The 26,140-nt window shown below is 71.8% G+C and carries 27 protein-coding genes; 17 read left to right on the top strand and 10 right to left on the bottom strand.

Annotation, left to right across the window (positions count from 1 at the left end; genetic code table 11):
* Window positions 1-13: 13 nt before the first annotated feature.
* Entirely contained in the window at window positions 14-412 is a 399-nt protein-coding gene (locus BLQ34_RS02790; RefSeq protein WP_157692866.1) for a LysM peptidoglycan-binding domain-containing protein, read from the bottom strand.
* Window positions 413-700: 288 nt separating this feature from the next.
* On the opposite strand from BLQ34_RS02790, the gene lexA reads away from it, so the two are divergent.
* Window positions 701-1,426 (top strand): transcriptional repressor LexA, encoded by a 726-nt coding sequence (gene lexA / locus BLQ34_RS02785; RefSeq protein ID WP_091781175.1) that lies wholly within the window; start codon window positions 701-703, stop codon window positions 1,424-1,426.
* Between the two features lie 80 nt (window positions 1,427-1,506).
* Here lexA and BLQ34_RS02780 read toward each other — a convergent pair whose 3' ends face one another.
* Both BLQ34_RS02780 and BLQ34_RS02775 read right to left on the bottom strand, forming a co-directional pair.
* Entirely contained in the window at window positions 1,507-1,920 is a 414-nt protein-coding gene (locus BLQ34_RS02780) for a DUF4259 domain-containing protein (RefSeq protein ID WP_157692865.1), read from the bottom strand.
* A 209-nt stretch (window positions 1,921-2,129) separates the two neighbouring features.
* Window positions 2,130-2,654, bottom strand: coding sequence for a GNAT family N-acetyltransferase (locus BLQ34_RS02775; RefSeq protein ID WP_091781169.1), 525 nt, complete (start codon window positions 2,652-2,654; stop codon window positions 2,130-2,132).
* A gap of 18 nt (window positions 2,655-2,672) precedes the next feature.
* On the opposite strand from BLQ34_RS02775, the gene BLQ34_RS02770 reads away from it, so the two are divergent.
* Window positions 2,673-3,338 (top strand): class I SAM-dependent methyltransferase, encoded by a 666-nt coding sequence (locus BLQ34_RS02770; protein ID WP_091781166.1) that lies wholly within the window; start codon window positions 2,673-2,675, stop codon window positions 3,336-3,338.
* Here the strand turns inward: BLQ34_RS02770 and BLQ34_RS02765 are convergent.
* The gene (locus tag BLQ34_RS02765) at window positions 3,319-4,191 is read right to left on the bottom strand and encodes an NAD-dependent protein deacetylase (RefSeq protein ID WP_407946381.1); all 873 of its coding nucleotides are present in this window, start codon (window positions 4,189-4,191) and stop codon (window positions 3,319-3,321) included. The genes BLQ34_RS02770 and BLQ34_RS02765 overlap by 20 nt on opposite strands.
* Window positions 4,192-4,295: 104 nt before the next feature.
* Here BLQ34_RS02765 and BLQ34_RS02760 point away from each other — a divergent pair, with 104 nt between their 5' ends.
* The gene (locus BLQ34_RS02760; RefSeq protein WP_091781160.1) at window positions 4,296-5,225 is read left to right on the top strand and encodes a LysR family transcriptional regulator; all 930 of its coding nucleotides are present in this window, start codon (window positions 4,296-4,298) and stop codon (window positions 5,223-5,225) included.
* 206 nt (window positions 5,226-5,431) lie between these two features.
* On the opposite strand, the gene BLQ34_RS02755 is transcribed toward BLQ34_RS02760, so the two are convergent.
* From BLQ34_RS02755 to leuS, 5 genes are all read right to left on the bottom strand, one after another.
* A complete protein-coding gene (locus BLQ34_RS02755; protein ID WP_231961414.1) occupies window positions 5,432-7,828 on the bottom strand; it encodes a ComEC/Rec2 family competence protein in 2,397 nt (798 codons plus the stop codon).
* The gene (locus tag BLQ34_RS02750) at window positions 7,825-8,586 is read right to left on the bottom strand and encodes a ComEA family DNA-binding protein (RefSeq protein WP_231961413.1); all 762 of its coding nucleotides are present in this window, start codon (window positions 8,584-8,586) and stop codon (window positions 7,825-7,827) included. Before BLQ34_RS02750 ends, BLQ34_RS02755 begins: the two co-directional genes overlap by 4 nt.
* A gap of 288 nt (window positions 8,587-8,874) precedes the next feature.
* Window positions 8,875-9,510 (bottom strand): glycerol-3-phosphate acyltransferase, encoded by a 636-nt coding sequence (locus tag BLQ34_RS02745; protein ID WP_231961412.1) that lies wholly within the window; start codon window positions 9,508-9,510, stop codon window positions 8,875-8,877.
* The gene (locus BLQ34_RS02740; protein ID WP_091781157.1) at window positions 9,507-10,364 is read right to left on the bottom strand and encodes a DegV family protein; all 858 of its coding nucleotides are present in this window, start codon (window positions 10,362-10,364) and stop codon (window positions 9,507-9,509) included. The genes BLQ34_RS02745 and BLQ34_RS02740 overlap by 4 nt, the downstream gene beginning before the upstream one ends.
* Window positions 10,365-10,387: 23 nt before the next feature.
* Window positions 10,388-13,282: a leucine--tRNA ligase gene (gene leuS, locus BLQ34_RS02735; RefSeq protein ID WP_091781155.1), complete on the bottom strand. Its 2,895-nt coding sequence runs from the start codon at window positions 13,280-13,282 to the stop codon at window positions 10,388-10,390.
* A gap of 289 nt (window positions 13,283-13,571) precedes the next feature.
* Between leuS and BLQ34_RS02730 the strand changes: the two genes are divergently transcribed.
* The 14 genes from BLQ34_RS02730 (at window position 13,572) to BLQ34_RS02670 (ending at window position 24,504) form a co-directional block, all read left to right on the top strand.
* Window positions 13,572-14,069 carry a hemerythrin domain-containing protein gene (locus BLQ34_RS02730; RefSeq protein WP_091781152.1) on the top strand — a complete coding sequence of 166 codons (498 nt, stop codon included), beginning with the start codon at window positions 13,572-13,574 and terminating at the stop codon, window positions 14,067-14,069.
* 3 nt (window positions 14,070-14,072) lie between these two features.
* Window positions 14,073-14,870 carry a guanitoxin biosynthesis heme-dependent pre-guanitoxin N-hydroxylase GntA gene (gntA, locus tag BLQ34_RS02725; protein WP_197674761.1) on the top strand — a complete coding sequence of 266 codons (798 nt, stop codon included), beginning with the start codon at window positions 14,073-14,075 and terminating at the stop codon, window positions 14,868-14,870.
* The gene (locus tag BLQ34_RS02720; protein WP_091781149.1) at window positions 14,867-15,475 is read left to right on the top strand and encodes a DUF1989 domain-containing protein; all 609 of its coding nucleotides are present in this window, start codon (window positions 14,867-14,869) and stop codon (window positions 15,473-15,475) included. Before gntA ends, BLQ34_RS02720 begins: the two co-directional genes overlap by 4 nt.
* 95 nt (window positions 15,476-15,570) lie before the next feature.
* Window positions 15,571-16,278, top strand: a complete 708-nt coding sequence (locus BLQ34_RS02715) for a GAF and ANTAR domain-containing protein (RefSeq protein ID WP_091781146.1) — start codon at window positions 15,571-15,573, stop codon at window positions 16,276-16,278.
* A 145-nt stretch (window positions 16,279-16,423) separates the two neighbouring features.
* A complete protein-coding gene (locus BLQ34_RS02710) occupies window positions 16,424-17,509 on the top strand; it encodes a glycosyltransferase family 4 protein (RefSeq protein WP_091781143.1) in 1,086 nt (361 codons plus the stop codon).
* On the top strand, window positions 17,497-18,564 hold the full coding sequence (locus BLQ34_RS02705; protein WP_091781140.1) for a glycosyltransferase family 4 protein: 1,068 nt from the start codon (window positions 17,497-17,499) through the stop codon (window positions 18,562-18,564). Before BLQ34_RS02710 ends, BLQ34_RS02705 begins: the two co-directional genes overlap by 13 nt.
* Complete coding sequence (locus tag BLQ34_RS02700; protein ID WP_091781137.1) at window positions 18,561-19,583, top strand: glycosyltransferase; 1,023 nt, start codon at window positions 18,561-18,563, stop codon at window positions 19,581-19,583. Before BLQ34_RS02705 ends, BLQ34_RS02700 begins: the two co-directional genes overlap by 4 nt.
* On the top strand, window positions 19,580-20,065 hold the full coding sequence (locus tag BLQ34_RS19080; protein WP_197674879.1) for a glycosyltransferase family 2 protein: 486 nt from the start codon (window positions 19,580-19,582) through the stop codon (window positions 20,063-20,065). The genes BLQ34_RS02700 and BLQ34_RS19080 overlap by 4 nt, the downstream gene beginning before the upstream one ends.
* 8 nt (window positions 20,066-20,073) lie before the next feature.
* A complete protein-coding gene (locus BLQ34_RS19075) occupies window positions 20,074-20,421 on the top strand; it encodes a glycosyltransferase family 2 protein (protein ID WP_197674760.1) in 348 nt (115 codons plus the stop codon).
* Between the two features lie 228 nt (window positions 20,422-20,649).
* Entirely contained in the window at window positions 20,650-20,919 is a 270-nt protein-coding gene (locus BLQ34_RS02690; protein ID WP_091781135.1) for a DUF2795 domain-containing protein, read from the top strand.
* On the top strand, window positions 20,916-21,743 hold the full coding sequence (locus BLQ34_RS02685; RefSeq protein ID WP_231961411.1) for a DUF72 domain-containing protein: 828 nt from the start codon (window positions 20,916-20,918) through the stop codon (window positions 21,741-21,743). The genes BLQ34_RS02690 and BLQ34_RS02685 overlap by 4 nt, the downstream gene beginning before the upstream one ends.
* 99 nt (window positions 21,744-21,842) lie before the next feature.
* Window positions 21,843-23,027 (top strand): zinc-dependent alcohol dehydrogenase, encoded by a 1,185-nt coding sequence (locus BLQ34_RS02680; RefSeq protein ID WP_091781130.1) that lies wholly within the window; start codon window positions 21,843-21,845, stop codon window positions 23,025-23,027.
* A complete protein-coding gene (locus BLQ34_RS02675; RefSeq protein WP_091781127.1) occupies window positions 23,024-24,016 on the top strand; it encodes an SDR family NAD(P)-dependent oxidoreductase in 993 nt (330 codons plus the stop codon). The genes BLQ34_RS02680 and BLQ34_RS02675 overlap by 4 nt, the downstream gene beginning before the upstream one ends.
* Before the next feature lie 2 nt (window positions 24,017-24,018).
* The gene (locus tag BLQ34_RS02670; RefSeq protein ID WP_091781124.1) at window positions 24,019-24,504 is read left to right on the top strand and encodes an SRPBCC family protein; all 486 of its coding nucleotides are present in this window, start codon (window positions 24,019-24,021) and stop codon (window positions 24,502-24,504) included.
* Here BLQ34_RS02670 and BLQ34_RS02665 read toward each other — a convergent pair.
* The gene (locus BLQ34_RS02665) at window positions 24,501-26,093 is read right to left on the bottom strand and encodes a phytoene desaturase family protein (RefSeq protein WP_091781121.1); all 1,593 of its coding nucleotides are present in this window, start codon (window positions 26,091-26,093) and stop codon (window positions 24,501-24,503) included. The genes BLQ34_RS02670 and BLQ34_RS02665 overlap by 4 nt on opposite strands.
* Window positions 26,094-26,140: the final 47 nt, after the last annotated feature.

The raw sequence follows: 26,140 nt of genomic DNA, 5'->3' as shown, positions 1-26,140 counted from the left end.
CGTCGAGCCGCGATCAGCCCACCTGCGGGATGAGCAGCGTCTGACCCGCGTGGACGTCGCTGCCGGTGAGGTCGTTGGCGATCTGGATCTGGGCGACTGCCTCGGCCATCGACAGCTGTGGGAGCTGCTGGGTGGCGATCTCGGACAGCGTCTGCCCCGGCCGGACCGTGGTCGAGTGGTCGATCACGGTGGCGGATGCGCCGCCCGTGAAGAGGGCCACGGACAGGGCGATCGCGGCGACGACGACGCTCAGCGTGATCGCGAGCCGTCCGGCGCGGGTGATCCGCAAGGGCCTGGCCGGCAGGTCCGCCACAGCCGACCCGGTGGGCACGGACACGAGCTGCGGCCGAGCCGGGCGACCGGGAACCCGCACGGGAGCGGGGGCGACGTCCCAAGCAACTGCTGCACTCATCTGGTCCTCCATCGTGACGGTCGCCGTGGTGGTCGACGACTGGCTCCTCGAACGGGTGTGCGAAGAACCGCTTGAGTGATTTCTAGCACGCATGTTCGAACTGATCAAGACACGCCTCGAACACATGTTTGGCACAGACGTTCGAAGGCCATACGCTGTGTTCATGCCGCAAGCACATCAGAGGGCACTGACAACGCACCCGTCCCACCCGTCACACGACCTCCTGTCGACCCGGCACCCAGCACCTGAGACCGGCTCGAGGGAGACCTGCTCGAGAGAGGGAGTGGCATGAGCGACGACAACGTCAAGGAACTGCCCGACCGCGATCGCGGAGACGGGCTGACCGTCCGGCAACGGCGGGTCCTCGAGGTGATCCGCAACTCGGTGGACCGACGCGGCTACCCGCCCAGCCTGCGCGAGATCGGCGAGGCCGTCGGCCTCACCTCCCCGAGCTCGGTGGCCCACCAGCTGTCGACCCTCGAGCGCAAGGGCTTCCTGCGCCGCGACCCCAACCGGCCGCGGGCCATCGAGGTCGTCTCCCCCGACGCCCCGGCCGACATGCGGGGCTACCGCGGCGGCGCGAGCATCGAGGACGAGACCGCGACCTACGACGAGACGGGGTCGGGCGACGCGCGACCCGAGGCGTCCTACGTGCCGGTGCTGGGCCGGATCGCGGCCGGCGTGCCCATCCTCGCCGAGGAGACCGTCGAGGACGTCTTCCCGCTCCCCCGCCAGATCGTCGGTGAGGGTCAGCTCTTCCTGCTCCAGGTGGTCGGCGACTCGATGATCGACGCCGCGATCTGCGACGGCGACTGGGTGGTCGTGCGTCAGCAGCCGACCGCCGACAACGGTGACATCGTGGCCGCGATGCTCGACAACGAGGCCACCGTGAAGACCTTCAAGCGCAAGGACGGCAAGGTGTGGCTGATGCCGCACAACGCCGCGTTCGACCCCATCGACGGAGACCACGCCACCATCCTCGGCAAGGTCACCGCGGTGTTGCGCCGCGTCTGACCTCGACCCTCGGACACCGGCTGCACCGTGTGCCGCGGCTCGCCTCCGGGCCTGCCGCGGCACACGCGTGTCCGGACGCCCTACTCCCCCAAGGCGTCGAGGTAGTGGGTGAGCCGCGCGGTGAACCGTTCGCCGCCGTCAGACTCGGCCCACAGGTCGAACAGCTCGTTGTCGTCCGGTTTCATCGCCCGGTTCAACAGGCGGGTGGCCAGCTCCTCGAGCCGGTCGTCGACGTCCAGCGGCTCGTCGTCGACCCAGGCCGGCACGTTGCGCTCACCGACGACCGACTCGATGTCGTCGCACGCCGCCACCAGCACCGCCCCGGCAATCGCCTGCGCCATCAACGGCGCCTCGACGTAGTCACCGCCTCGGACCACCTCGCCGATCCGCGACTCGATCAGGGCGCGGCGCCCAGCAGGGTCGGACTCCTCGAGCTCGTCGAGGAAGTCGAGAGCGTCGTCGTTGTCGAACGGTCCTGGCCCGGTCGCGCCCATGCGTCCGAGAGTGCCCGATTTCCACCCCCTCGCGCTACCCCCGATCGCGACCGGAAAGGGGCGGCCCACTGGGGTCAGGACGCCGCTCCGGGCGCCTCGACAGGGACGGCTCCACGAGGGTCCAGCTCGACGCCGAGCTCTTGGTGTCGTGGCCTTCCTCGGACGCCCGGTCAGCATGGCCGGAGGGCGGTGCCGTGAGCGCGGTGGTGTCAGGGCAGCCGCTGCCACCAGGCGGTGTCGACGTAGTCGCCGAACTTGTGGCCGACCTCCCGCAGCACGCCCACCTGCACGAACCCGAACGACCGGTGCAGCGCCTCACTCGCGGCGTTGGGCAGCGCGATGACGGCGAGCTGGGTGTGCACCGACGGTGCGGCGTCGAGCCGTGCCAGCAACGCGGCATACAAGGTGCGGCCGAGGCCGCGTCCGCGCGCTGACGCGGCGAGGTAGACCGACACCTCCTTGGTGCCGGCGTAGGCCGGGCGCGGTCGGAACGGCCCCGAGAACGCATAGCCGAGCAGGTCACCGTCGTCCGCGCAGGCGACCAGCACGACGTTCCCCTCGTCGACGGCCGCGAGCTTCTCCCCCAGGTATGCCGCGCCACGCGGTTCGGTGTCGAACGTTGCCAAGGAGGTGCGCACCTGCTCGTCGTAGATCGCGGCCATCGCCTCGAGGTCGGCGCCGGTCGCATCACGGACCGCGACCGGTGGGACGTTGGCGGGGACGCTGGTGCTCATATCGGCGATGCTAGGGGGATGAGCGACGGGCACCAGCACACCGACCGGCACGGCAGCTCCGGCGGGACGGAGCTGCCCGATCCCGACCGGGCCGCCCCCACCGACCGCCAGGCGCTGTGGGACGAGCGATACGCAGCGCACGACCACGTCTGGAGCGCCACCCCGAACGCCGAGGTGGAACGGATCGTCGGCGACTGGCCACCGGGCCGCGCCCTCGACCTGGGGGCCGGCGAGGGACGGCACGCGGTGTGGCTCGCGTCGCTGGGCTGGCGGGTGACGGCCGTGGACTTCTCGTCGGTGGGCCTGGCCAAGGGTGAGCAGGAGTCGGTGCGCCGAGGACTGCACGTGGACTGGGTGGTGGCGGATGCCCGGTCGTGGCACCCGGCCTCGGGAGTGCTCTACGACCTGGTGCTCGTGTCCTACCTGCACCTGCCGTCGAATGTCGTGTCACGCACCCGGAGCTGGTTGGCACCCGGTGGCGCACTGGTCGTGGTCGGCCACGGGGTACGCAACCTCACCGATGGTGTCGGCGGACCGTCGGACCCGGCCCTGCTGCACTCCCCCGAGCAGCTCCGCGAGGCCGCGGGCGAGCTGGCGATCGAACGGTGCGAGGAGTACCTCCGCCCGACCGAGCACGGCGACGCGATCGACGTGGTGCTCGTGGCTAGGCGGCCAACCGGCTGAGCAGGGCCTCCAGCGTCGGGCCCAAGGGAGCGTCGACCTGCAGGGTCGCCTCGGCGTCTCCGCGGGTCGGTCCGCGGGTGATGATCGCGACCGGGATGCCGCACGCAGCTGCGCGACGCACGAACCGGTAACCGCTCATCACCTTGAGGCTCGACCCCAGCACGACCAGCGATGTGGCCGCCTCGGTGAGCTCAAAACACTTCTCCACCAACGGTTTCGGCACCGACTCGCCGAAGAAGACGACGTCGGGCTTGAGGGTGTCCTGCCCGCAGACGAGACACAGCGGGGTGCGGAAGGCATCGACGTCGAGCTCGTTGAGGACGATGTCGCCGTCGGGCCGGATCTCGTCGCTGGTGACCGTGTAGCCCGGGTTGGCAACCCGCATCCGGTCGTCGAGGTCCCATCGCGACGAGCGGTCGCCGCAGGTCAGGCAGAGCACCCGGGCCAGCGCGCCGTGCAGCTCCTCGACGTCGGTGGCCCCGGCCCGCTGGTGCAGGCCGTCGACGTTCTGCGTGATCACCGGCCCCACCAGCCCTTGCCGCTGGAGGCGTGCGACTGCTTCGTGGCCGGAGTTGGGGCGGGCGCGGTTGAACCGCTGCCACCCGACATAGCTCCGGGCCCAGTAACGCTGCCGCGCTTGCGAGGAGCCGACGAACTCGGCGTACTGCATCGGCGTGACCCGCCGTGTGCCGTCCGGCCCGCGGTAGTCCGGGATGCCCGAGTCCGTGGAGATGCCGGCGCCGGTGAGGACGAGCGCGTTGCCGCGCGCCAGCAGCGCGGCCACCGCGTCCAGTCGGTCGGCCACAGCCGCCTCCGGGTCGCTCGTCGCCTTCGGGGCCGCACTCGGGATCACCGCACAAGGGTATGTCGGGTGGTCACCCGCCACCGACTCGCGCCGATCCATCACGGCTCACTCGACAACTCACCGAGTGGATAACGAGCGGTTATGCTTCTCCCATGATCGACGCTGCGGGTCTCCGGGTCATGAAGGCCATCTCCGACGAGGGCAGCTTCACCGGCGCCGCCCTCGCCCTCGGCTACTCGCAGCCCGCCATCTCGCAGATGGTGCGGCGCCTCGAGCAGCGCACCGGCACCGTGCTGGTCGAGCGAGTCGGACGCAACGTCCGCCTCACCGAGGCAGGTCAGGTGCTGGCTCGGCACGCCGTCGCCGTGCTGTCGGCTCTCGATGCCGCAGAGGAAGAGGTCGCCGCGATCGCCGGCCTGCGCGCCGGACGCGTGCGGCTCATGGCGTTCCCGTCGAGCTCGGCGACCCTGGTGCCTCGGGCCCTGGCCTTGGTGAAGCAGCGGTTCCCCGACGTGCAGGTCACCTTCACCGAGGCCGAACCGCCCGAGTCACTGGCTGCGCTCAAGGCCGGCGAGTGCGACCTCGCCGTCGCGTTCGCCTACGAGGGCACCGACGTCGGTCGCGGCGAGGAGGACATGGATCTCTTCGTCACCCACAAGCTGCTCGACGACGAGGTCCGGCTGGCACTCCCCCGCGACCACGCGCTGGCCGGTGAGGACATGGTCGAGCTCTCGGCGCTCGCGCAGGAGAACTGGATCGCCGGCTGCCCCCGCTGCCGTGGCCACCTGCTCCAGATGTGCGCGAACGCCGGGTTCTCCCCGCACGTCGGCTTCGAGACCGAGGACTACGTCGCGGTCCTCGGCCTGGTCGCGGAGGGGCTGGGCGTCGCGCTGATCCCCGACCTGATCCTGCGGACCGCGCACCACCATGACGTCGTGACGCTGCCGATCAACCCGGCCTCGCGACGCTCGGTCAGCGTGGTGACGACGGCCGACCTCCAACGCGTTCCGGCCGTGCAGGCCACCATCGACGCGCTGGTCGAGGCAGCCAAGGCCAAGCCGCGGGTGCTCGCCAGCACCTGAACTCCCCGACCCGCTCGAGCGTCGCCTCAGCTGCCGGAGCGGCGCCTGAGCTGCCGGAGCGGCGCTAACTCGCCTTTTGCATGAGATAGCGACCGGGGTCAGGGCGGAGCGGCGCTAACTCGCCTTTTGCATGAGATAGCGACGAGGGGGTCAGGGCGGAGCGGCGCTAACTCGCCTTTTGCATGAGATAGCGACGCTGCGGGGGGTTAGTGTCGACGCCAGGTGACGCCCAGGTCGTCGTCGATCGCCACGATGGCGATGTCGCCGCGCTGGTCGGTCCGCAGCACGGCATACCCGTTGCGGCGCAGCACTTCCAGTGCCTTGGGTGCCGGGTGTCCGTAGTCGTTGTCCTTGCCGACACTGATGACGCCGAGGGGCGCCCGCACCTCCTCGAGGAGACCCTCGTCGAGGTTGCCGGACCCGTGGTGGGCCACTTTGACGACGTCGAACCCGGCCGCCACCGCCGCCATCCGCGGATCACGACGGAGCTGCAGGAGCAGGGCGTGCGCCGTCTCGCGTTCGACGTCCCCGAGCAGCAGCAGGTCGACCGGCCCACTGCGGACCGCGAGCACCAGACTGGCGTTGTTGGGGACCGACCCGCCAGAGATGCGGCGAGCGGGCCACCACACGTCGGCCGACACCCCGGGCCAGCCCAGCCGGTCGCCGGCCTGGACGTCGCGGACCGGGATCCCCCGGGCACGCGCCCAGCCCTGCACTTGCGCCCACTGGTAGGCAGGTTCGTGCACCGGGCTGACCAGGAGCTCGCGCACCTCGCGCCCGGCCAGGGCACCGGGCAGCCCGTCGACGTGGTCGGCGTGCAAGTGGCTGAGCACCACGGAGTCGAGCACCTGGACGTCCAACCGGCGCAGGCAGGCGTTGACTGCGGACGGGTCCGGGCCCGCGTCCACCAGCACGGCGTGACCGCGGGTCGTCGCGAGGACCAGTGCGTCGCCCTGGCCGACGTCGCAGGCCACGAACCTCCAGCCGGACGGGGGCCAGGTGACCGCGGCGGTGGGAGCGCTGGTCGCCAGGGTAAGGATCCCGACTGCCGCAGCCAGCACGGGGTGGAACCGCGCCAGGTGCAGCCACCACCGCCCGGTCAGGAGCACCGCCACCGTGAGCAGGGTCAGCAGCACCGCACCCACCGCCCCGTCCGGCCAGGGCAGGGTGCCGCCAGGGACGGTCGCGCAGGTGCGCGCGACCCTGGCGATCCCCAGGGCGGGCAGGGCCGCCACCCAGCAGACGAGTCGCGCCCCCGTCGGCCAGACCGGCGCGAGCCCGGCGGCCGCGACCCCGGCGATCGTGGCGGGCGCCACGAGTGGGGCGGCCAGCAGGTTGGCGACCACGCCGACCAGCGACACCGAGCCCTGCAGGAGCACGACCACCGGCGCGCAGGTGGCCTGAGCCGCCACGGGGATCGCCAGCGCGGGCCCCCACGACCTGATCCGCCGCGGCAGGCACCGCCCGATGGCTTCAGCCCAGGTGCGCGTGAAGAGCAGCAGGCCGAGGGTCGCGAGGGTCGACAACGCGAACCCGTAGGAGCGGCTCAGCCACGGGTCGACCACGAGCAGTGCGATGACGGCCGCCGACAGCACGGGTATGCCGACGGCGCGCCTCGACCGGCTCAGCCCGACCAGCCCGACGGCCCCCATCGCCGCGGCCCGCAGGACGCTCGGCTCGGGTCTGGCCAGGACGACGAACCCCGCCAGCACCAGTGCGGCGACCCCGGGTCGCCAGCGCCGGGAGACGCCGGCCAGACGCGCTGCGCCGAGTGCCAGGGCGAGCACGATGGCCACGTTGCTGCCCGAGACGGCCGACAGGTGCGTCATCCCGGTGGCGAGCATCGCCTCAGTCAGGTCGGGCGGCGTGCGACTCGTGTCGCCGATGACGAGAGCCGGCACCAGGCCCCGCGCATCGGGCGGCAGCGCCGATGCCGCGTCGCGCAGGCCCGCCCGCAGGCGTTCGGCGGCTCGCGCGACGAGACCGGGTCGGGCGACCGGGCGGGGCGCGCCCCGGGGTCGCAGGACGGCCACGACGTCGTCGCCGGGCTGGGCCTCCAGCAGGATGCCCTTGACCCGCACCCGCTCGTGCCAGCGGACCTGCTCCCACTCCGGCCCGCCGATGACCAGCACCGGCGTGGCCACGCGTGCCTGGCTCCCCCTGGCCGTCACCGACTCGACCCGCAGGGACAGCCGGAGCATCGCGCCGTCCAACCGTCGGCCGCCGACCACCACCGGGTCGCGGATGACGACGCCGACCAGGTCGACCGAGGCATGCTGACGAGCGAGTGCCCGGATCGGGCCGGCCTCGCGCGCAGCAGTGTGACCCGCCGTCGACGTCAGGACGAGCGCGACCGCGGCCAGGACGAGTGCGGTCGCCGCGCGACACCCTGGGTCGGCGCGACCCTCACGGTCGGGGGTCAAGGGCCGGCGCCACAGCAGGAGCACCGCGAGCAGCAGGCTGGCTCCTGCGGTCACGAGCAGGGTCGCGATCCCGGAGCCGAGCATCGACGCCCCGACCGACCAGGCCGCCAGCGCCGGGAGCAGGAGCCTCAGGTCCGCCGGGACCGACCCGGGCGCACGGCGACCACGACTCCCGCTCACACCGTCACCTTCGGCTGGAGCGCAGCGAAGATCTTCTCCCCGATGCCACTGACCTCACCCAGCTCGTCGACCGAGGTGAACCGCCCGTGCTCGGTGCGCCAGTCGATGATCCGCTGGGCGAGGACCGGTCCGACGCCCGGCAGCTCCTCGAGCTGGGCAGCGGTCGCGGTGTTGAGGTTCACCTGGCCCCCCGCGACCAGCGCTCCCGCTCCTCCGCCACCCGGCGCCGTGCCTGATCCGGCCGAGGTCCCCGGGCCGCCCCCTCCGACGGCCCCGGGACCCCCGCCAGCCGCTCCGGCCGCGGCGTCCCCGGGCTTGGGCACGACCACCTGCTCCCCGTCGACCAGCGGTCGGGCGAGGTTGATCGCGCCGAGGTCGGCTGCCGTGCGGGCACCGGCCCTCTTGACCACGTCACCGACCCGCGAGCCCGCGGGCAACGTGAACACTCCGGGGTGTCTGACCTGACCCACGACGTGCACCGTCACCGTCCCGGCGGGCGGTCCACCTCCGCCCGAGGCCGTGCTCGACGAGGCGAAGTTGCTGGTCGAGCGGGTGCGGCCGTCGACGGCCGAGCCGCTCTGTGACGGTGCGACGACCTGCGGGGTGCTGGCCGCCTTCGCCCAGGCCACCCGCACCCCGAACGCCAGCGTGGCGAGCAGCACCACCAGCACCATCCCGGCGGCAGCGGCACGCGGTCCGCTGAGCCGCGAGCCCTGCAGCGACGCCGGGACCGTGAGGAACCGTGGTCCGGGCGGCATCGGCCTCCGGTGCCGCCCCGGCTGCCGAGCTGGCGGTGTCGGCTGGACGCGAGCTGCAGGGGTCTCGACCCACCGGCGCTCCGGCAGCCAGGGCTCCACCGAGTGCTGGCGGCCGTCCCGCGGACTCGTCGGCACGACCTGCCGGGGCTCCGCGGCCTCCAAGAGGGCCCGGACGCGAGCGGACGGTGCGGGTGTGCGGCGGATGGACGGCATACCGGCACGCTAGGAACGCGAGGATGCCCGGGACAGCCAGGAGTCAGCCGCCTGTGGACAGGAGCCGGCCGGGTCTCAGCCTGTGGACGAAGCGTCCCGTCGCGCGGAGATCCAGAGCTCGATGTTGCGCCGGTGCCGGTAGATGACGACGAGTGCGAGCACGATGCACCACACCCCCGTCTCGCGCGTCCCGAACGGCACCCAGCGCGCCGCCGTCAGCACTCCCAGCCCGAGCAGCAGCAGGCACGCGGACACCGAGGCGCCCGCCACCCAGCGCATCCGCCAGACCAGCAACCCGAAGACGACCACCATCCCCAGGCCGAACCACGGCTCGACGGCGAGGATCGCCCCGAGCGACGTGGCGACACCCTTGCCACCCTGCCCCCGCAGGAACGGCGACCAGATGTGGCCGAGCACCACGGCCAGGCCGACGCACAGCGCAGGCACCGTGCCGAAGAGCTGTCTGGCCACGAGCACGGGCACCAGCCCCTTGAGCACGTCGAGCACCCCCACGACCACCCCCCAGCGGGCCCCCAGCACCCGTCCGGCGTTCGTCGCCCCGGGGTTGCCCGAGCCGGAGTGCTTGAGGTCCTTGCCGAGGATCCTGGCGAGGATCGTCGCGGGGTTGACGGCGCCGACCAGGAAGGCGGCCACCGAGGCGAGGGCCGCTTCGAGCAGCTCTCCCGCCGACAGGTCGGCGACAGCGGTCACGGGGCCGGCCGCGGCGACACGGCCACGGCGAGGGTGCCCGGACCGACGTGCGCCCCGACGACCGCCCCGAGCTCGACGACCCGCACCTCCCCGTCGCCGGCTGCGAGCCGATCGGTCAGCCGCGCGGCGAGGTCGTCGGCGCGCGCCTGGGAGTCGAGGTGGTGCACGGCGATGTCGACCCCGGCGTCGGCCTTCTCGATCGCCGACGCGGCCAGCTCCTCCAGCCGCGCGAGGGCACGCGACGAGGTGCGCACCTTCTCGAGGGGGCGGATGTGACCGTCCACCAGGCCGAGGATCGGCTTGATCGCCAGGGCCGAGCCGAGGAACGCCGACGCCGAGCCGATCCGACCACCGCGGCGCAGGTGCTCGAGGGTGTCGACGTAGAACACGACGGTGGACGCCTCGGACCGCGAACGCGCTTGCGCTGCAACGTCATCCGCCGTCCCACCTCGGCTTGCGAGCTCCGCCGCCGACACCACGGCATACCCCATCGCCATGCCGAGCGAACGCGAGTCGACCACGCGCACCGGCACCGGTGACTGCTGCGCCGCGAGGTGCGCGGACTCGACGGTGGAGGACATGTCGGCCGAGATGTGCACCGAGACGATGCCGTCCGCTCCCCCGGCGGCAGCCTTCTCGTAGGCGTCGAGGAACGACTGCGGCGAGGGCCGCGACGTGGACACCGGCTTGAACGACCGCAGCGCCGCCGCCACCTCGGCGGTGGTGATGTCGACGCCTTCGCTGAACTCCGTGCCGCCGACGATGACGTGCAGCGGCACGACCTGGATCGAGTGGGCGTCGACGACCGACGCCGGCAGGTATGCCGTGGAGTCAGTGACGATCGCGACGCTCACGTGCGCAGGCTATCGGTGCGGGGTCAGGCGGGGACGACGTTGACCAGCTTGGGGGCCCGGACGATGACGGTGCGGATGCCGCCCTCGGTCGCCGCGACCACCTTGGGCAGCGCCAGCACCTGCTCGCGCAACGCGTCCTCGGTGATGTCGGCCGGCACCTCGAGCCGGTCGCGCACCTTGCCCTTGATCTGGACGACGCAGGTGACGGTCTCCTCGACCAGCAGGGCGCGATCGGCCACCGGGAACGGCTCGAACGTGATCGACTCGTCGTGCCCTAGCCGACGCCAGAGCTCCTCCGCGATGTGCGGGGCCAACGGCGCCACCATGACGACCAGCTGCTCGGCCGCCTCGCGCGGCACCGCGTCGAGCTTGGTCAACGCGTTGTTCAGCTCGATCAGCCGCGCGATGGCGGTGTTGAAGCCCAGCGTCGGGTAGTCGCGGGAGACCGCGTCGATGGTGTGGTGCAGGATCCGCGTCGTCGCCTCGTCCAGCGGTGCGTCGACAACCCGCACCTCGCCGGTCTCCTCGTCGATGACGTTGCGCCACAAACGTTGCAGGAACCGCTGCGCCCCGACGACCGCCCGGGTCTCCCACGGCTTGCTGAGCTCGAGGGGACCCATCGACATCTCGTAGACCCGCAGGGTGTCCGCGCCGTACTGCTCGAACATCTCGTCCGGGCTCACGACGTTCTTGAGCGACTTGCCGATCTTGCCGAACTCGCGGCTGACCGGCTGGTCGTTCCACGTGTAGCGGGCCTCGCCGGAGGAGTCCACCGACTCGACGACCTCGGATGCCTCGACCGGCTGGCCGCGGTCGTCGCGGTAGGCCGCGGCCTGGATGTAGCCCTGGGAGAAGTACTTGCGGAACGGCTCGTCGCTGCTCAGGTGGCCCAGGTCGTAGAGGACCTTGTGCCAGAAGCGTGCGTAGAGCAGGTGGAGCACGGCGTGCTCGACGCCGCCGATGTAGAGGTCTACGCCACCGGGGTCGGTCACCCCGGCCGGAGCGGTCGAGACCGGGCTCGCCTGCGGCCCCATCCAGTAGGACTCGTTCTCGGGGTCGACGAACGCCTCGGTGTTCGCCGGGTCCAGGTAACGCAGGTAGTACCAGCAGGAACCGGCCCAGTTGGGCATCGTGTTGGTCTCTCGGCGGTACCTGCGCACACCCCGGCCGTCGCCGAGGTCGAGCTCGACGTTGACCCACTCCTCGACCCGCCCCAGCGGCGGCTCGGGCTGGCTGCTGGCGTCCTCCGGCTCGAAGGTCTTGGGGGCGTAGTCGGGCACGTCGGGCAGCTCGACCGGCAGCATCGAGTCGGGCACCGCGTGGCTGACGCCGTCCTCGTCGAAGACGATCGGGAACGGCTCACCCCAGTAGCGCTGCCGGCTGAACAGCCAGTCGCGCAGCTTGTAGCTGACCGTCGCCTGCCCGGACCCCTTGGACACCAGCCAGTCGATGATCGCGGCCTTGGCGTCCGCGACCCCCATCCCGTCCAACGAGATCTCGTCGTTGGCCGAGTTGATCGCGGGTCCCTCGCCGGTGAACGGCTCGTCGTCGGGGTGGCCCTCGGGTGGCTGCACGGTCCGGATGATCGGCAGCGCGAACTGCTCGGCGAACTCCCAGTCGCGGGTGTCCTGCCCGGGCACGGCCATGATCGCGCCGGTGCCGTAACCCATCAGTACGTAGTCGGCGATGAACACCGGGATCTCTTGCCCCGTCACGGGATTCGTCGCGAAAGCGCCCGTGAAGACGCCGGTCTTGTCCTTGCCCTCCGTCTGCCGCTCCACCTCGCTCTTGCGCGAGGCCGCCAGCCGGTATGCCGCGACAGCGGCCTCGGGGGTGGCCTCACCACCGGTCCACTCCGGCTTCGTGCCCTCGGGCCACTCACCCTGGGCGCCGATCCTGTCGAGCAGCGGGTGCTCCGGAGCCAGGACCATGAAGGTGGCCCCGAACAGGGTGTCGGGCCGGGTCGTGAAGACCTCGATCGAGGCGTCCTGCCCCACCACCGGGAAGGCGACGCGCGCTCCCTGGCTGCGCCCGATCCAGTTGCGCTGCATGGCCTTGACCTTGTCGGGCCAGTCGACGCGGTCGAGGTCGTCAGCCAGCCGGTCGGCATACGCCGTGATCCGCATCATCCACTGGCGCAAGTTGGTCTTGAAGACTGGGAAGTTGCCGCGCTCGGAGCGGCCGTCGTTGGTGACCTCCTCGTTGGACAGCACGGTGCCCAGGCCCGGCGCCCAGTTCACGGGAGCCTGCGAGGTGTAGGCCAACCGGAAGTCGTCGAGGACCGCGGACTGCTCGACTGCGGACAGCGCCGACCACGGGCGTCCGTCCGGCACCTCCCGTGAGCCCGACTCGAGCTCGGCGACCAGCTCGGCGATCGGGCGCGCCCGACCGGTGCCCCCGTCGGGGCGGACGGCTTCCGGGTCGTACCAGGCGTCGTAGATCTGGGTGAAGATCCACTGGGTCCACTTGTAGTAGCCCGGGTCGATGGTGGCGATCGTGCGGCGGTCGTCGTGGCCCAGCCCCAACCGGCGCAGCTGGCGCTTCATCACGACCATGTTGTCCTCGGTCGTCTTGCGCGGGTGCTGGCCGGTCTGCACGGCATACTGCTCCGCCGGCAGCCCGAAGGCGTCGTAGCCCAGGCAGTGCAGCACGTTCTTGCCGGTCATCCGGTGGTAGCGCGCGAACACGTCGGTGGCGATGTAGCCCAGGGGGTGTCCGACGTGCAGGCCCGCGCCGCTGGGGTAGGGGAACATGTCGAGGACGAGCAGCTTCTCGCGGTCGGCGACCTTCTCGGGCTCCGCCCACGGCCCGGCCGGGTTGGGCGCGCGGAAGGTGCCCTCCTCCTGCCAGCGGTCCTGCCAGTCCAGCTCGATCTGCTGGGCCAGCTCGGCGGTGTAGCGGTGCGGCGTCTCGCTCATCTCATCCTCGTGTCCGATGGTCGTGCCATCCCTTGCTCCCTCGTGGCCCGACCTGGCCCTGAATGGAACTGGCCGGGACACAGAACAACCCCTCACGCAGGAGGGGTTGGCCGCGGTGACGTGGACCTGGGGTCCGTCGCGTCAACGCGGCTCGGTAAGAAGCAGCGACCGTGCCATGGGTCACACGGTACCGCAGGGGTCCGCGGGTTTGCGCGCGCCGGTGCAGGGTACGGCCGAGGCACCCCGGGCCACGCGCCCGCCCGGACCCCCTCACTCCCAGGAGCACACCATGTCCAGCGACGCCATCGTCATCCTCAAGGCGGACCACAAAGAGGTCCGCGCGCTGTTCCGCGAGTTCGAGAAGTCCACGACGACCAAGGCCCGCAAGGGCACGATCGTGAAGAAGGTCATCGAGCTGCTCACGGTGCACACCTACATCGAGAACGAGGTGATGTACCCCGAGGTCCGGCGGCTGCTGCCCGACCTCGAGGACGACGTGCTCGAGTCCTACGAGGAACACCACGTGGCGGACGTCCTCGTCATGGAGCTCGCCGCGCTCAAGCCGGGTGACGAGCGGTTCGAGGCCAAGACGACGGTGCTGATCGAGAACGTTCGGCACCACATGGACGAGGAGGAGCAGGACTGGTTCCCCAAGGTCCGCGACGGCCTCGGCCGCACCCAGCTGCGCGACCTCGGGGAGCAGCTGCTGGCCGCGAAGCAGAAGGCGCCGCGTTCGCCCGCGCAGCCCAGCGCGCTCAAGAAGGCCGTCGACGCGGTGGTGTCCTGAGGCGTGACCCAACCTGCCGACGAGGTGCAGGAGCTTCCCGAGCTCTTGGCTGACCTCGCCCACTCCCACGACGCGAGCACCCCGCCCGACGCGATCGCCGACGGGCTGGCGGCGATGGTGCTGCACCCCGACTACCCCTGCCTGGGAGCCCGTTCGGTCTTTAACCGCGAGCGCGCCACCGTCGTCGTCCTGGAGCGGCTGGCGACCGAAGAGAGCACCACGACCCTGGTCGAGGCACTGACCCGGTTCGGTCGAGACACCGACCGGGCCGGCGGGTTCGCCTCGCTGGTCGCGGTGTTCCGCGCTGCCGACGTCGCGGACGAGGCGGAGTTCGAGGAGCTGCTCTGGCGACAGCTCGAGCAGCTCCACGAGGTGGACCACCAGCCGTGGGACCCGCGGGTCTCGGACGACCCGGGCAGCCCGCACTTCGCGTTCAGCGTGGGAGGCACCGCGTTCTTCGTCGTGGGGCTGCACCCGCACGCCTCGCGCATCGCCCGTCGCACGCCCCTGCCCACGCTGGTGTTCAACCTGCACGAGCAGTTCGAGGAGCTCCGCGCCTCGGACCGCTTCGACCGCATGCGCGACACCATCAGGCGCAGGGACACCGAGCTGCAGGGATCGCTGAACCCCATGGTCGAGGACCACGGGCGCGGCTCCGAAGCACGGCAGTACAGCGGGCGGGTGGTGCCCTCGGGCTGGGAGGCTCCAGTCACGTTCGAGGCCGACCCGGAGACCAAGCCGCAGACCGACTCCGAGAGCGACTCCAAGAGCGACTCCGAGACCGAGGAGGAAGCACCATGACGACCGAACCCACCACCCTGGCGCCCCAGACCGGGACGGGGTTCCTGCTCCGCAAGGACCAGGTGCTCACCGTCGTGGACCCGCAGGGCGGCCAGGTGAGCGACCTGTTCTGTTTCGCAGCCGACGACCACGACGAGAGGCTGTCCAGCGGGCGCACCATCGACTACGCGAACACCATCTACCTGACCACCGGCCACACCCTCTACAGCAACCGCAGCCGCCCCATGCTGACGGTCGTGGACGACAGCTGCGGTCGCCACGACTTCCTCCTGACACCGTGCAGCCAGGACACCTTCGACCTGCTCTACCCCGAGTTCGAGAGTGCCTACCACCCGAGCTGCCTGGAGAACCTCGCGACCGGGCTCGAGCCGTTCGGGGTGACGGCCGACCAGATCGGGACGACCCTCAACATCTTCATGAACGTCTGGCCAGAGCCCGGCGGCGAGCTGCACATCGACCCACCGACCTCCGTCGCCGGCGACCGGTTCGTCGTGCGCGCCGAGATGGACCTGCACGTGGGCCTCACCGCCTGCTCCGCCGAGAAGTCGAACGGCGGGGTGTGCAAGCCGATCGAGTTCTCGGTCAGCGGGTCGGACCGGACGTGAGCCCCGAGCAGGACGGACCCGGGTCCGGGGCGGCCGAGAGGTCCGAGCCGGGAGGGTCCGCCACGAATGTCACGGATCCGGGCCATACTGGCCGGATGCAGACCCCAGTCCCCCGAGAAGCCAGCGAGGCGTTCGCCGCCCTGGCCAAGCTCGTGTATGCCGGGAACGGCACGGATGACGTGCTGGCGGAGATCTGTCGCACCGCCGTGGAGCTGATCCCCGGCGCCGACCACGCGTGCATCTCCAGCCTCGACTCCCACGAGCAGCTCCGCACACGTGCGTCCACCGACGAGGTCGCCGCGCTGATGGACCGGCTCGAGTCGCAGGCCCAGGAGGGACCGTGCCTCGACAGCATCGAGCAGGACTCCGTGCAGCACGATGCCGACATCACGGACGGCACCCAGTGGCCGAAGCTGGCCGAGCTGACGATCCGACACACGCCGGTGCGCAGCATGCTCGGCTACCAGCTGATGGACGGGCTGGACAACCGGGCCGCGTTCAACGTCTTCTCGGACACACCGGGCGGGCTCACCCAGGAGTCGATGGACGTCGGCGCCGTCCTGGCGGCGTTCACCTCGGTGGCCCTCGCCGCCGCCGAGCGCCAGGCCACGGCCGACAACCTGCGGCGCGGGTTGCAGAGCAACCGTGAGATCGGCAAGGCGGTCGGGCTGTTGATGGCTGCCCACAAGGTGGGCGACGAAGAGGCCTTCGAGATCCTCAAGAGCGCCTCGAGCCGCACCAACACCAAGCTGTCCGCGCTGGCCACCAGGATCAACGACAGCCACCGCGAGTCGCTGGGCTGAGCCCCAGGCGTCCCACCAGGGGTGCCAGTGTCACCGGCAGGGGCTACCTTGACGGGAAGAGAAGTCCAGAGCCGGTCAAAACACGTGCCAGCTGCCCCCGTCGGGTGCACCACGTGTGCTCGATGCTCGCTCCCAAAGGTCAGCCTTGAGCCTCGTCATCGCCTCTGTCCCTGCCGGTCACGTCTACGTCCGCCACCTCTCCCCGCCGACCCCCGACACCAGCACGGTGGTGCGGCTGCCCGACCCGCCGTCCGGTGACTCAGCGGACTCACCCTGGTGGCCTCCGCGGATGCTCACCGCTGCGTGGGTCGACGAGCACGCGCCCGACTTCGACGTCCTGCACGTGCACTTCGGGTTCGACGCCCTTTCGGTCGACGACCTGCGCGACCTCGTCGCCGCGCTCCGCCGTCACGACAAGCCGCTGGTGCTCACCGTGCACGACCTGCGCAACCCGCACCACGACGCGCCGGACCTCCACGACGCGCAGCTCGCGGTGCTCGTCGACGCTGCCGACGCCCTGATCACCCTCACGCCGGGCGCCGCAGCGACGATCCGGGCCCGCTGGGGCCGGGAGGCGACCGTGCTGCGTCACCCGCAGGTCGTGCCCGACGCGTGGGTGCGTCGTCCCCGCACGACCCACGACGAGTTCATGATCGGGCTGCACGCCAAGAGCCTGCGCGCCAACATGGATCCCATCCCCCTGGTCGACGCGATCGTCGATGCGTTGCCCGGTATGCCGGGTGCCCGCCTTCGCGTGGACGCCCACACCGACGTGATGACGGAGGGGTATCCGCGGCACGACGCCGCGTTCGCCCAGCACCTGCGCTCGCTGGAGGGCGATGGCGCCCTCGAGCTGCAGGTCCACGACTACTTCTCGGACGACGAGCTGTGGGGGTACCTCCAGGACCTCGACGTCTCGGTGCTCCCCTACCAGTTCGGCACCCACTCGGGCTGGCTCGAGGCGTGTCACGACCTCGGCACCTGGGCGGCGGCGCCGGACTGCGGCTTCTACGCCGAACAGCGTCCCTGCCTGACGTACGCCGCGGACGGACCCGAGCGCACGGCGTCGCTGGTGACTGCGGTCCGCACCGCCTACGCCAACTGGCGCACGGGCGGGACGGCGCCGCGCGCCTCGCTCGGCACGCGCCATACCGAACGACGTCTGCTGGCGGCGGCGCACGAGCACGTCTACGCCGCGGCCCTGGACCGGAGGCTCGCATGCACGTCGTGATCCTCGCCGCGGCCAGGCACCCGCTGCGGCAACCCTTTGCGGGCGGTCTCGAGTCCCTCACCTGGGCACTGGTCCGTGGCCTGCGCGAGCGAGGGGTCGACGTGACGCTGTTCGCGGGTCCGGGCAGCGACCCTGCCCTGGGTGCGCGCGAGCTGGAGGTCCGCCCGCTCGAGCTCAGCACCCTCGCCCGGGCCGACGTCTCGATGCCCCCGGAGCCGTGGCTGCGCGAGCACCACGCCTACCTGCAGGTCATGCTCGAGCTGCGCGACCGCGCAGACGTCGACGTGATCCACAACAACAGCCTGCACTTCCTGCCCCTCGCGCTGGCCCAGTCCTGCCGGGCGCCCATGCTGACCACCCTGCACACCCCTCCCACACCATGGCTCGAACCGGCGATCTCCCTGATGGACCAGACCCGCAGCCGCTTCGTCGCGGTGAGCCACCACACCGCGCGGCAGTGGTCGCACGTGACCCGGGCAGAGGTGGTGCACAACGGCGTCGACACCTCGGTCTGGACGCCGGGTCCGGGTGGCGACGACCTCGTGTGGGTGGGGCGGATCGTGCCGGAGAAGGCTCCGCACGAGGCGATCCGCATCGCCCTCGTCAGCGGGCGCAGGATCCGGCTCGCCGGTCCCATCGGTGACCCGGCGTACTTCCGGGCGCAGGTCGAACCGCTGCTCGGCCCCACCGTGGACTACCTGGGCCACCTCGACGTGCCCGCCCTGACCACTCTCCTCGGGCGCAGCGCTGCGCTCGTGGTCACCCCGGAGTGGGACGAGCCCTACGGGTTGGTGGCGGCCGAGTCCCTGTCCTGCGGCACCCCGGTGGTCGGTTACGACCGTGGTGGCCTGGCGGAGTTCGTCGCGCCGGACTGCGGCGTGCTGGTCCGGCCGGGTGACGTCGACGCGGCCGCCCGCGAGGTGGAGCGGGTCTGCGCACTGGACCGGCGTCGCTGTCGTGAGCACGCACGCACGAGCTGCTCGCTCGACACGATGGTCGAGGCCTACCTGGACCACTACACGCGTCTCTCACCCACCCTGGGGCGCGCCGCGTGATCGGCTACTACGCCCACCACCACGGTGCCGGCCACCTCACCCGTCTGCAGGCCATCGCGGGCGCGATGAACGAGGACGTCTGGGGACTGAGCTCGACTCCCGCCCCGGCCGCCTGGACCGGCGGGTGGACCCAGCTCGCCCGGGACGACGACCCCGACCCGGCCGCGCTCTCCGCGGACGGCGACCCGACGGCGCACGGCGTGCTGCACTGGGCGCCCCGTGGGCACCTGGGCCTGGCCCGACGCTCGGCTCAGCTCGCCAACTGGGTGGTCGAGGAGCACCCCCGCGCCCTGGTCGTGGACGTGTCGGTCGAGGTGGCCGTGCTGGCTCGCCTCTGCGGGGTGCCGACCGTCGTCGTCGCCCTTCCGGGTGCCCGGCTCGACCGCACCCACCAGCTCGCCTACGACTCGGCCGAGGCACTGCTGGCACCGTGGCCGCGCGGCACCCACGACCGCGACTGGCCGTCCGCGTGGACCGCGAAGACGTGGTTCGTCGGCGGCATCTCACGGTTCGACCACCTGTCGCCCTCGCCACCCGTCGTGCCGCCGAGCACCCACGGCCGCACGGTGCTCGTGCTCTGGGGGGCCGGAGGACGCACCACCACGGCCGCCGATGTCGACGCTGCCAGGGCAGCGACCCCGACGTGGACCTGGGTCGAACGCGTGCCCGGCGTCCCTGGGGACGGATCGATCTGGGAGGCGCTGGCGTCCGCCGACGTGGTGGTGACGCACGGGGGCCAGAACGCCGTGGCCGAGGTGGCAGCGGCGCGTCGCCCCGCCGTCGTCGTGGCCCAACCACGTCCGTTCGACGAGCAGGTGGCGACCGCCCGAGCCGTGGAGTCCCGGCAGATCGCCGTGGGCCTCTCGGCCTGGCCGTCGGCGGACGAGTGGCCCGACCTCTTGGAGCGGGCGATCTCGCGCGGCGGCGCGGGGTGGGCTCAGTGGTCGACCGGCCACGGAGCGGCCGTCGCGGCCGCGCACCTGCGCACCGTCGGGCTGCCGAGCCCGCTGCCAGCATGACCGCCCCCCGCACCGCCGTCGTGACGATCGCCCACGGCCGGCACGAGCACCTGCGTGGGCAGGCGTGGGGCCTGGCCGCCCAGACCCGCGCGCCAGACTCCTGCGTGGTGGTGGCGATGGGCGACGCGGAAGTCGCCACGGTGGCGCATGAGCAGCACCCGGCGGCCCTCGTCGTCGATCTCGACGCGGACGTCGCCGAGCTCCCGCTCGCCGCTGCGCGCAATGCCGGCGCCCGAGCGGCCATCGAGGCCGGCGCCGACGTCCTCGTCTTCCTCGACGTGGACTGCATCCCGTCGCCGACCCTGGTGAAGCGGTATGCCGGGACGCTGGCGGAGCGGGCCGGCTCGGCACCGGTGGTGGCTTGCGGCGAGGTGCGCTACCTGCCGCCCGTGCCGCACCCGGCCGACTACCGGACACCTGCTGTGGCCGAGCTGGCCCAACCACACCCGGCCCGGCCGGTCCCTCCCCCGACGGCGACCTGAGGGGCGACGTGCGGCTCTTCTGGTCGCTCTCCTTCGCGGTGACAGCCCGAGACTGGACCGTCCTGAACGGGTTCGACGAGGCCTTTACCGGCTACGGCGGCGAGGACACCGACTTCGGCCAGCGGCTCGCCGCTGCATCGGGTGAGCTGCTCTGGGTCGGCGGCGCCGCGGCATACCACCAACACCACGCCAGCCAGGTGCCCCCGATCGCACACCTGCACTCGATCGTCCGCAATGCCAACCTGTTTCACGACAGGTGGGGCTGGTTCCCGATGGAGGGATGGCTCTCGGAGTTCGCAGCGCGAGGACTGGCGGAGCTGGACGAGGGTGCCGGGCGCTGGCGGGTCAGGACCTGAGCCCTGGCCTGCTGCGAGCCGGCCCGGCGACGTGGGGCGACAGACCGTGTCCGTTTCCCGCCAACGCCGATGGGTAGGGCTGCCATGAGGCGCGTCGCTCGTCTCCAACAGCGTGGGACGGGTGGCGCGTCCTCGACCCCGAGAACCGTTTGAATGCGGGTGGTCGGGGAAAAGAGTCGTTCGAGGCACCAGGGTGCAGGCCGGGTGCGCCGTCCCCGAGGAGCCACCATGACCGCACCGACCACCTCCCCCGCTCACCACGACGGCCAGTCGCCGCCCGCGTGGGCCGACGACCTGGCGACCTACCTGGGTCCGACAGCCTTCCCGGCCGCGCACGACCACCTCGCCGCGACGCTCATCCAGCGACACGCTCCCAGCCACCTGTTGTGGCTCCTGGCCACCGCGCCCCGGCACCGCGAGTTCCAGTCCCTGGACGAGCTCGTCGCGCAGATCGGGCGGTCGACCACGGTGCCGCCGGGAGCTCTCGAGCCATCGTGAGGGTGGGCACGTCGGGGTGGCGCTACGCGTCGTGGCGCGGCGACTTCTACCCTCGCGGCCTGCGCCAGCGTGACGAGCTCAGCCATCTGTCGCACCGGCTGAACGCGGTCGAGCTCAACGGCTCGTTCTACTCCCTCCAGCGGCCCAGCAGCTACGCGACGTGGGCGCAGGAGGTGCCTGACGACTTCGTCTTCGCCGTCAAGGGCGGACGCTTCATCACGCACATGCGCCGGCTGGCCGACGTGAGCACCCCTCTCGCCAACTTCTTCGCCTCGGGCGTCCTGGCTCTCGGCGACAAGCTGGGACCGGTGCTGTGGCAGCTGCCGGCCAGCCTGCCCTTTGATGCCGACCTCCTCAGCAGCTTCTTCGCACAGCTCCCGAGGACCTCGGAGCAGGCGGCGGAGCTCGCCCGCGGGCACGACGACAAGCTCCCCGAGGGACGAGCGCTGACCACCCCGGTCGCGAGCACCCCGATCCAGCACGCCCTCGAACCACGGCACGAGAGCTTCCACGCCCCCGATGCCCGAAAGCTGTTGGAGGACAACGACGTTGCCATGGTCATCTCCGACAGTGCTGGCACCTGGCCCACCTTCGACGTCATCACCTCGCGCCTGGTCTACGTCCGTCTGCACGGCGACACCGAGCTCTACGCGAGCGGTTACTCGACGGCCGCGTTGGGGAGGTGGGCAAGTCGGGTGCGGCGGTGGGCGGACGACGGGCTCCAGGTCCACGTGTACTTCGACAACGACGCCCGCGGGCACGCTCCCCACGACGCCGAGGCACTGCTCGATCTGGTCTGCCCGGACAGGGATGGTCATGGATAGCAACGGCGTACCGAGGTTTGCGACCGGTGGCATCGGGCAGGGGCTGGATGAGCCATCCCCACCGGCACCGTCCGGCGGCACCCGACGAGAGGACCCGCGATGAAGGCACTGACCTGGCAGGGCAAGCGCGACGTGCGCGTCGAGGAGGTCCCCGACCCGCGCATCGAGAAGCCCAACGACGCGATCATCAAAGTGACGTCCACGGCGATCTGCGGGTCGGACCTGCACCTCTACGAGGTCCTCGGCCCCTACCTCACGCCCGGCGACATCCTCGGCCACGAGCCCATGGGGATCGTCGAGGAGGTGGGTCCGGAGGTCACCCACATCAAGCCCGGGGACCGCGTCGTCATTCCTTTCAACATCTCGTGCGGGCACTGCTGGATGTGCGAGCGCGGCCTCTACGCGCAGTGCGAGACGACCCAGGTGCGCGAGCAGGGCAAGGGTGCCACGTTGTTCGGCTACACCAGCCTGTATGGCGCGGTCCCGGGTGGGCAGGCGGAGTACCTCCGTGTGCCGCAGGCCCAGTTCGGACCGATCCCCGTGCCGGACGAGCACTCGGACCAGCGGTTCCTCTACCTGTCCGACATCCTTCCGACCGCGTGGCAGGGCGTGAAGTTCGCCGACGTGCCCGACGGCGGCACCCTGGCCGTCATCGGGCTCGGGCCGGTGGGACAGTTTGCGGCGCGGATCGGGCGGCAGCTCGGCGCCGGCCGCGTCATCGGCGTCGACCTGGTGCCGGAACGGCTGGCCCTGGCCGCCGCCCACGGCATCGAGACGCTCGACCTGCGTGAGGTGGACGACGTCGCGGAGACCCTCATCGAGCTGACCGGCGGTCGGGGCCCGGACGGGGTCGTCGAGGCGGTCGGCATGGAGGCGCACGGCTCCCCCGCCGCGAAGACCGCGCAGGCTGCGGTCGGCCTGCTCCCCGACGCCCTGGCCAAGCCGTTGATCGACAGGATGGCGATCGACCGGCTCGACGCGCTGCACACCGCCGTCAAGGCGGTGCGACGCGGTGGCACCGTGTCGATCAGCGGGGTCTACGGCGGCGAGATCGACCCGATGCCGATGATGGAGATGTTCGACCGGGGAATCACGATGCGGATGGGACAGTGCCACGTCAAGCGGTGGATCGACGAGATCCTCCCCCTCGTCCTCGACTCCTCCGACCCGTTGGGGACCGAGGACCTCGCGACCCACGTGCTCCCGCTCGCCGAGGCTCCGCACGGCTACGAGATCTTCCAGGCCAAGGACGACGCCTGCGTCAAGGTCGTCCTCCAGCCGTGAAGACTCCAAGGCACGGCAGGCGCTCGAAGGCCTTCACCGGCAAGGTGGTGCTGGTCACTGGCGCCTCCAGCGGCATCGGTCGGGCGACGGCGCTGCGCCTCGCCCGGCAGGGTGCCCGACTCGTCCTGGTGTCCCGCTCGGAAGACGTGCTCGAGCAGGTGCGCGCCGAGTGTGCGGCAGCCGGTGCCGAGGCGCTCGTGGCAGCAGCCGATGTGGGCGACGCCCGGTCGGTCGAGGCGGCGTTCCGGGTCGGTACGGCGCGGTTCGGGCGGATCGACGGCGTCGTGCACTCGGCGGCCGTCCTCGCCTACGGACGGTTCGAGGACGTGCCAAGGGACGTGTTCGACGCAGCCCTGCACACCACCCTGACCGGCACCGCCAACGTGGCCCGCTGCGCCCTGACCGCCTTCGACGGGGGCGGCGGCAGCCTGGTCGTCCTCGGGTCGCTGCTCGGCAAGATCAGCACGCCGTACATGTCCTCGTACGTGACGGCGAAGTGGGGCGTCCACGGCCTCGTCCGCACCCTCCAGATCGAGGCCCGGCAGACCCCGGGCGTGGACATCAGCCTGGTCTGGCCCGGCGGGGTGGACACCCCGGTGTACCTCCAGGCCGGCACCTACCTGCGCAGGCACGGTCGCCCGCCTCCGCCCGTCGATCCCCCCGAGAAGGTCGCGAGGGTCGTCGTCCGGGCGCTGGCCCGGCCTCGCAGGGAGAGCTCTGTCGGAGTCGCAAACCACCTGGTGGTCACCGGCTTCCAGGTCTTCCCGGGGGTATTCGACCGCATCGTCACGCCGCTCATGCGAGCCGGCGGCATCGGCCGGCACGAGGTGGACGACTCCCCCGGCAACGTCCTCGCGCCACAGCGCGCCGGTGAGGCGGTCCACGGGCGGTGGGGGCGACACTGGCTGCGCCCCGTCGCGGCGGTCGGCGCCGGAGCCGGAGCCCTCGCCATCCGCCACGCCACTGGCCACACCACTGGAAAGGACTGATCATGGCTGAGCTCGGAGCAGGCGTCGTCACCGTCAGCCGTCCCGTCGACGCGCCCGCACAGGCGGTGTGGGCCGTCCTGGCCGACGGGTGGGTCTACGCCACCTGGGTGGTCGGCGCCTCCCGCGTGCGCGGGGTGGACGAGACCTGGCCGGCGCCGGGAGCGCGCATCCACCACTCGTTCGGCATCTGGCCCGCCGTCATCAGCGACACCACCCACGTGCTGCGCAGCAGCGGACCCACCGAGCTCGTGCTGCGCGCCCGCGGCTGGCCGGCCGGCGAGGCCGAGGTCGTCATCACCGTGACGCCGGAGGGTGGCGAGTCGTGCACCGTGTCCATCGCCGAGGACGCTGTCGCGGGTCCTGGTGCGCTCGTCCCCCGCCCGGTGCGGCAGCTCGCCATCGGGCCGCGCAACGTCGAGTCCTTGCGTCGACTCGCCTACCTCGCCGAGGGCCGGCACCGTGAGCGCGTGAGCGATCCGACCGGCTAGTCGCGCAGCAGCCGGTCCCACGCGGTGCGGGCCAGCAGGCGGCGGGCCCCGCCGGTGAGGCGGCCGTTCGCGCCCAAGGCGGCTCGCGCCGCATTCCACCCACAGGCACCGTGCACCCCGCCTCCGGGGTGCGCCGAGGCACTCGCCAGGTAGAGCCCTCCGACCGGAGTCTCGGGGCGCCCCAGCCCTGGGGTGGGGCGGAACACCAGCTGCTGGTGGATGCCGGACGTGCCGGCGTTGAGGGCTCCGCCGACCAGGCTGCGGTCCTGCGACTCCAGGTCGCCAGGAGACTGGACGTGCCGGGCGACCTGGCTGTCGCGGAACCCGGGGGCCACGCGCTCGATCGCCTCCTCCATCCGCTCCACGTGGCGCGCCAGCCGCTCGCCCGTCCAGTCGGAGTCGTGGGGCGCGTGCGTGTAGGCCCAGGCCGACTCGGTGCCGGCAGGCGAACGGGTGGGATCCGACGTCGTCATCTGGCCGAACAGGAGGAACGGCCGCTCGGGCGTACGCCCCACCGACAGGTCGGCCGCGAAGTCGACGAACCCGTCGGTGTCGACGCCGAGGTGCACCGTGCCGGCGCCGCGGGCTTCGTCCGCCGACCACGGGACGGGCCGGTCGAGGGCCCAGTTGACCTTGATCGTCGCGCTGTCCCACTGGAACCGGGTCAGGTCTCGGCGCAACCGCGCCGGCAGCGGGTGGTCGGCGAGCAGGTCCTGGTAGAGCGCCGGTGCCGGCACGTCGGCCAGCACGGCGCGGCTGGCCGAGATGCTGGTCCCGTCGGCGAGGCGGACGCCAGTGGCTCGACCGGCCGTCGTGACGACCTGGGTCACCAGCGCCCCCGTGACGACGCGCACTCCCTTGGCCTCCGCGCGGCGACGCAAGGCGCCGGCCAGCTCACCTGCGCCACCCTCGGGCACCGGGAAGCCGACGTCCTGCCCGAGCATGCAGAGCAGCCACCCGAACATCCCGCTGCCGGCCGCGTCCGGTGGCACGTCGCTGTGCAGGGCGTTGCCGGTGAGCAGCAGTCCCGCACCCCGGCCCCGGAAACGTTCGGCGGCGAGTCGGCGCACCGGGGTGACGGCGAGCCGCGCGAAGTCGAGCGTGTCGGCGGCCCCGAGCCGGCGCACCATACGGGCTCCGGAGGCCACCGGCGGGAACGGCGTGAACAGCGCGTCGAGCAACGGGTCGCGAATCCGGTCCCAGCCACGGACCAGCTCGAGCCAGGCGTCGCCGTCGCCGGGGGCCTCGGCGTCGAGGCCGGCGGCGGTGTCCTCGGCCCGGTCGCAGAGCAGGGCCGCGCTGCCGTCGTCGAGCGCGTGGGCCAGCACGTGCGGCGCACGCCGCCAGGCCAGGCCGTGCTCCTCGAGGTGCAGGTCGCGGATGATCGGGCTCGCGGCGGCCAGGGGGTAGAACGCGCTGAACAGGTCAGTGACATATCCCGGCGCCGTCACCTCGGCGCTGCGCACCGCACCGCCGACCTCGTCGTTGGCCTCGACCAGGACGACGTCCCACCCCGCGTCGGCCAGGGCGTTGGCGGCGACGAGGCCGTTGGGTCCGGCGCCGACGACGACGGCATCCGCAGTGCTCACAGGGCTCCGATCCTCAGGGGGCGGTCTGCCTCCACTCTTTCACCCGG

This window comes from Pedococcus dokdonensis (genome assembly GCF_900104525.1).
GTDB lineage: Bacteria > Actinomycetota > Actinomycetes > Actinomycetales > Dermatophilaceae > Pedococcus > Pedococcus dokdonensis.
This window is presented reverse-complemented; position numbering and strand designations above follow the sequence as displayed.